This window comes from Longimicrobium sp., assembly GCF_036280135.1.
Taxonomy (GTDB): domain Bacteria; phylum Gemmatimonadota; class Gemmatimonadetes; order Longimicrobiales; family Longimicrobiaceae; genus Longimicrobium.
In genome coordinates, this window is the sequence record NZ_DASURI010000169.1 from 1 (window position 1) to 4,408 (window position 4,408).

Consider the following 4,408-nt stretch of genomic DNA (forward strand, 5'->3'; position numbering starts at 1 on the left):
GGACGACGATGGCGTGGAAGGCTGGGGCGAGGCGTCGCCGCAGCCGTTCTACGGGGAAACGGCCGCCACCGTCCGCGCCGTCCTCCCGCGCCTGGCGGAGGCCCTGCAGTCCGCGTCCGGCGGGGACGCGTTCGCGCTGGAGGCCATCGACACGGCGCTGCACCACGCCCTGGCGCACCACGGCTCGGCCCGCGTGGCCATCAGCGCGGCGCTGCACGACTTGGTGGGCAAGCGGCTGGGCGTGCCCGTGTGGAAGCTGTGGGGGCTGGACCCCGCATCCGCCCCCAGGTCGTCGTTCACCATCGGGATCGACGACGTGGAGGTGATGCGGAAGAAGGTGCGCGAGGCGGCGGCGTACGACATCCTCAAGATCAAGGTGGGCACGCCGCGCGACCGCGAGATCCTGGAGATGATCCGCCAGGAGGCGCCGGACAAGACCATCCGCGTGGACGCCAACACGGGGTGGACGGCCAAGCAGGCCATCGCGGCCATGCCCATGCTGGCGGACTTTGGCATCGAGTTCGTGGAGCAGCCCCTGCCGGCGCACGACCTGGCGGGCCTCAAGCTCGTCCGCGACCACTCGCCGCTGCCGCTGATCGCGGACGAGTCGGTGGAGAATGCGTCGGACGTGGCGAAGCTGGCGGGCGTGGTGGATGGCGTGAACATCAAGCTGGCCAAGTGCGGCAGCCTGCGCGAGGCCATCCGCATCGTGCACGCGGCGCGGGCGCACAACATGAGCGTGATGCTGGGCTGCATGATCGAGTCAACGCTGGGCATCGCCGCCGCCATCCAGCTCACGCCGCTGGTGGACTACGTAGACCTGGACGGCGCCGCGCTGCTGGCGTCCGATCCGTTCACCGGCCCCGGGCTGGAGGCGGACGGCACGTTGCGCTTCAACACGGAGCCGGGGCTGGGCGTGCGCAGGGCGGGGGACTAGGCGGAGGGGCGCGGCCGGGGTTACCATTATCCGCCGGATGTTTCAAACCGGCGAGAATCCCCGATCCCGGAGAGCCTGCAGATGCGTGAGATCAAGCTGGACCTGGACGACCTCGAGGTGGAATCGTTCGCGACCCTGGCGCCCGTGTCGGGCCGCGGGACCGTGCTGGGCAATGCGAAGACGAACCCCGACGACACGGAGTGCTGCCCGACGTACGCGCCCTATGCCTGCGTCTCGGCGGATGACGGCTGTCCGACGGCGGCGCATGGCGTGACCATCTGCTTCTGCGGGACGGACCCGTCCGTCTGCCCGCTGTAAGCCGGACCCGTTGCGGCAGCTCGAAGCCCCGCTCAGCGCGAAACGCGTTGGGCGGGGCTCGCGTTTTGGACTGATGACGTGCACTCCCGTTCGCATTTCTTCGCGAGGGCCGCGCTCGCGCCGGAGCAAACGAGGCGCGTTGTGGATCCCGATCGGTAGCGCCGTCCCCCAGCCGGAGCGAATGAATTCGCCGCTGGAACGGCACGAAGTCCGCCTGCGCGGACTGCCCCAGAGATGGTCGCCGGGAGTACCTCGGGGCCACCTCCAGGCCGGATCGGCACCTTATTGGACTCAGAAATCTGTCACCGCTGCACAGGGGCTGCGATGCAGTCCACGAAGGTGGACTTCGCGAATTCCCAGCGGCGAATTCATTCGCTCCTGGTGCGGGGAGCCCCACTCTTCAGTGATGAGCTTGCCCGCGCCTCCCCCTCGCGACGGGAACCCGCGGGGTACAGATTGTTGGGCCGTTGCAGGCTGTCCCCTCTAACCTGTAACCCGTACCCCGCGGTTCGGGCCGTTGCGGGCTATCCCCTATTCCCTGTTCTCGATTCCCTGAAGTTGTTCGTCGAAGTCGCCCTTCCGCTCCCGCTCCCGCGTACCTTCACGTACGCCGTCCCGCCCGCGCTGCGCGCCGCCGCGCGGCCGGGCGCGCGCGTGCTGGTGCCTTTTGCCAACCGGGAGAAGATCGGGTGGATCGACCGCGTGGTGGAGACGGCGGAGCGGCCGGAGCGCGCCAAGCCCATCTCCAAGGTGCTCGACGCGCAGCCCAGCGCTACCCCCACCATCCTGCGCCTGAGCCGCTGGATCGCCGACTATTATCTGGCGCCCCTGGGGCAGGTGATCCGCACGGCGCTCCCTGCCGGGCTCACGGACTCGTCCACGGACTTCGTCTCCCTCGCGCGCGAGCCGGCGGAGGGCGAGGAGCTGTCGCAGCACGAGCAGAAGCTGGTCAGCTGGCTCGCGGGGCGGGAAGGGATGCAGCCGCTGCCCCGCGTGCGCCGCGAACTGGGCGAGCGCGCGTGGTGGCCCACCATCCGCCGGCTGGAGTCCATCGGCCTCGTGCGTGTGGACACGGAAGGCCCGCGCGTGGAGCCGCCCGTGCGCACGCGCCGCGTGCTGCGCATCGCCCGCGAGCTGCCCACGCTGCTGGCGCGCGAGGAGGCGTTCGGCCGGGCGAAGCGGCAGCGCGAGGCGTACGAGATGATCGAGGGGCTGGGCGGCCGCGTGGAGTCCGCGCACCTGCAGGAGCAGCTGGGCTTTTCGCCGGAGGTCATCCGCCAGCTGGTCAAGAAGGGCTTCGTGGCCGTGGAGGACGAGGTGGTCCCCCGCGACCCCTACGCCGCCATGCCCACGGGCGAGGCGCCGCGCCTGAACCCCACGGCGGACCAGGCGGCCGTCATCCGCGCCCTCGTCGACGCGAGCCGAACGCGCCAGCCGGGGACGTTTCTCCTCCGCGGCGTCACGGGATCCGGCAAGACGCTCGTCTACATCGAGCTGCTGCGCGAGGTGGTGGAGCGGCAGGGCAAGACCGCCATCGTCCTCGTCCCCGAGATCTCGCTGACGCCGCAGACCGTGGGCCGCTTCAAGGCCGTCTTTGGCGACCAGGTGGCCGTGCTCCATTCCGCCCTCTCGGACGGCGAGCGGTACGACGAGTGGCGCTCCCTTCGCGCCGGGGAGAAGCGCATCGTCGTGGGCGCGCGGTCCGCCATCTTCGCGCCGCTGGACAACCTGGGCGCCATCGTGGTGGACGAGGAGCACGAGGGCTCGTATAAGCAGGCCGAGGCGCCGCGCTACCACGCCCGCGAGGTGGCCGTCGTCCGGGCGATGATCGAGGGCGCCGTCTGCCTGCTGGGCAGCGCCACGCCGTCGCTGGAAAGCTGGATGAACGCGCGGGCCGGCAAGTACAACCTGCTGGAGCTGCCCCACCGCGTGGGCGGGCAGCCGCTGCCGCCCATCCGCGTCATCGACCTCAAGGCGGAGCGCAAGCGCGTCAAGGCGACGACGGGTCCGCTGCAGGAGGTGCAGCCCGTCATCCTCTCCGACGTGCTCGTGGACGCCGTGCGGGAGCGGATCAAGCGCGCGGAGCAGACCATCCTGCTGCTGAACCGCCGCGGATACGCCACGTTCGTCCAGTGCCGCGAGTGCGGGCAGGTGTGGCACTGCCCGCAGTGCAACGTGTCGCTCACGTTCCATCGCAAGCGGGCGCGGCTCACCTGCCACTACTGCCTGCACGAGGAGGAGTCGCCCCGGCGCTGCACGGCGTGCGGATCCGACGACCTGAGCTTCAAGGGGGTGGGGACGGAGCAGGTGGAGCGGGCCGTGGAGGAGGCGTTCCCCGCGGCGCGCATTGCCCGGATGGACGTGGACACCACGGCCGGCAAGTGGTCGCACCACACCATCCTGGGCCGCGTGGGGCGGGGCGAGGTGGACATCCTGCTGGGCACGCAGATGATCGCCAAGGGGCTGGATTTTCCCAACGTGACGCTCGTGGGGGTGATCAACGCGGACACGGGGATCAACCTGCCGGACTTTCGCGCCACCGAGCGCACGTTCCAGCTGCTGACGCAGGTGGCGGGACGCGCGGGGCGGGGGCCCAAGGGCGGGGAAGTGTTCATCCAGACGGCCATCCCCAACCACTACGCCATCCAGGCGGCCACGGAGCACGACTTCGTCGGGTTCGCGGACCGCGAGCTGGAGACGCGCCGGGAGCCGGCGTATCCGCCCTTTTCGCGCCTGGTGAACGTCGTCGTGAGCGGGCTGGACGAGCGGGCCACGCAGGAGGCCGCCGTCGCCGCGGCGGACTGGGTGAGCGGGCTGATCACCTCGCGGGGGGTGAAGGGCGTGGCGCTGGTGGGTCCGGCGCCGTGTCCCATCGACCGCATCCGCGCGCGGTGGCGCTGGCACTTCATCCTGCGCAGCACGAGCCCCAAGACGCTGGGCAAGGTGGCGCGGTACTTCTTTGAGCGGTACAGCGTGCCGGCCAGCAAGGCGGAGCTGCGGATCGCGCTGGACCGGGATCCGGTGGCGTTGTTGTAGGGAATAGGGAATAGGGAATAGGGAATAGGGAATAGGGAATAGGGAATAGCCTGCAACTGCTTGAACTGCGGGGGACAGGTTACAGGGGAAGGCCAGCAACGGCGGGGAGCCCTCACC

Annotated in this window: 3 protein-coding genes; all 3 read left to right on the forward strand. The window is 70.2% G+C overall.

The window, feature by feature from the left end; all coding sequences use genetic code 11:
• On the forward strand, nucleotides 1–937 hold a 937-nt coding region (locus tag VFZ20_RS05130), incomplete at its 5' end, for a dipeptide epimerase (protein WP_329682761.1).
• An 81-nt stretch (nucleotides 938–1,018) separates the two neighbouring features.
• On the forward strand, nucleotides 1,019–1,255 hold the full coding sequence (locus tag VFZ20_RS05135; protein ID WP_329682762.1) for a hypothetical protein: 237 nt from the start codon (nucleotides 1,019–1,021) through the stop codon (nucleotides 1,253–1,255).
• Between the two features lie 558 nt (nucleotides 1,256–1,813).
• A complete protein-coding gene (gene priA, locus VFZ20_RS05140) occupies nucleotides 1,814–4,291 on the forward strand; it encodes a primosomal protein N' (protein WP_329682763.1) in 2,478 nt (825 codons plus the stop codon).
• Nucleotides 4,292–4,408 lie beyond the last annotated feature (117 nt).

What these genes read in the sequence shown, in the direction of transcription:
- VFZ20_RS05135 (WP_329682762.1), top strand. Translation starts at nt 1,019, where the DNA reads ATGCGTGAGATCAAGCTGGACCTGGACGACCTCGAGGTGGAATCGTTC.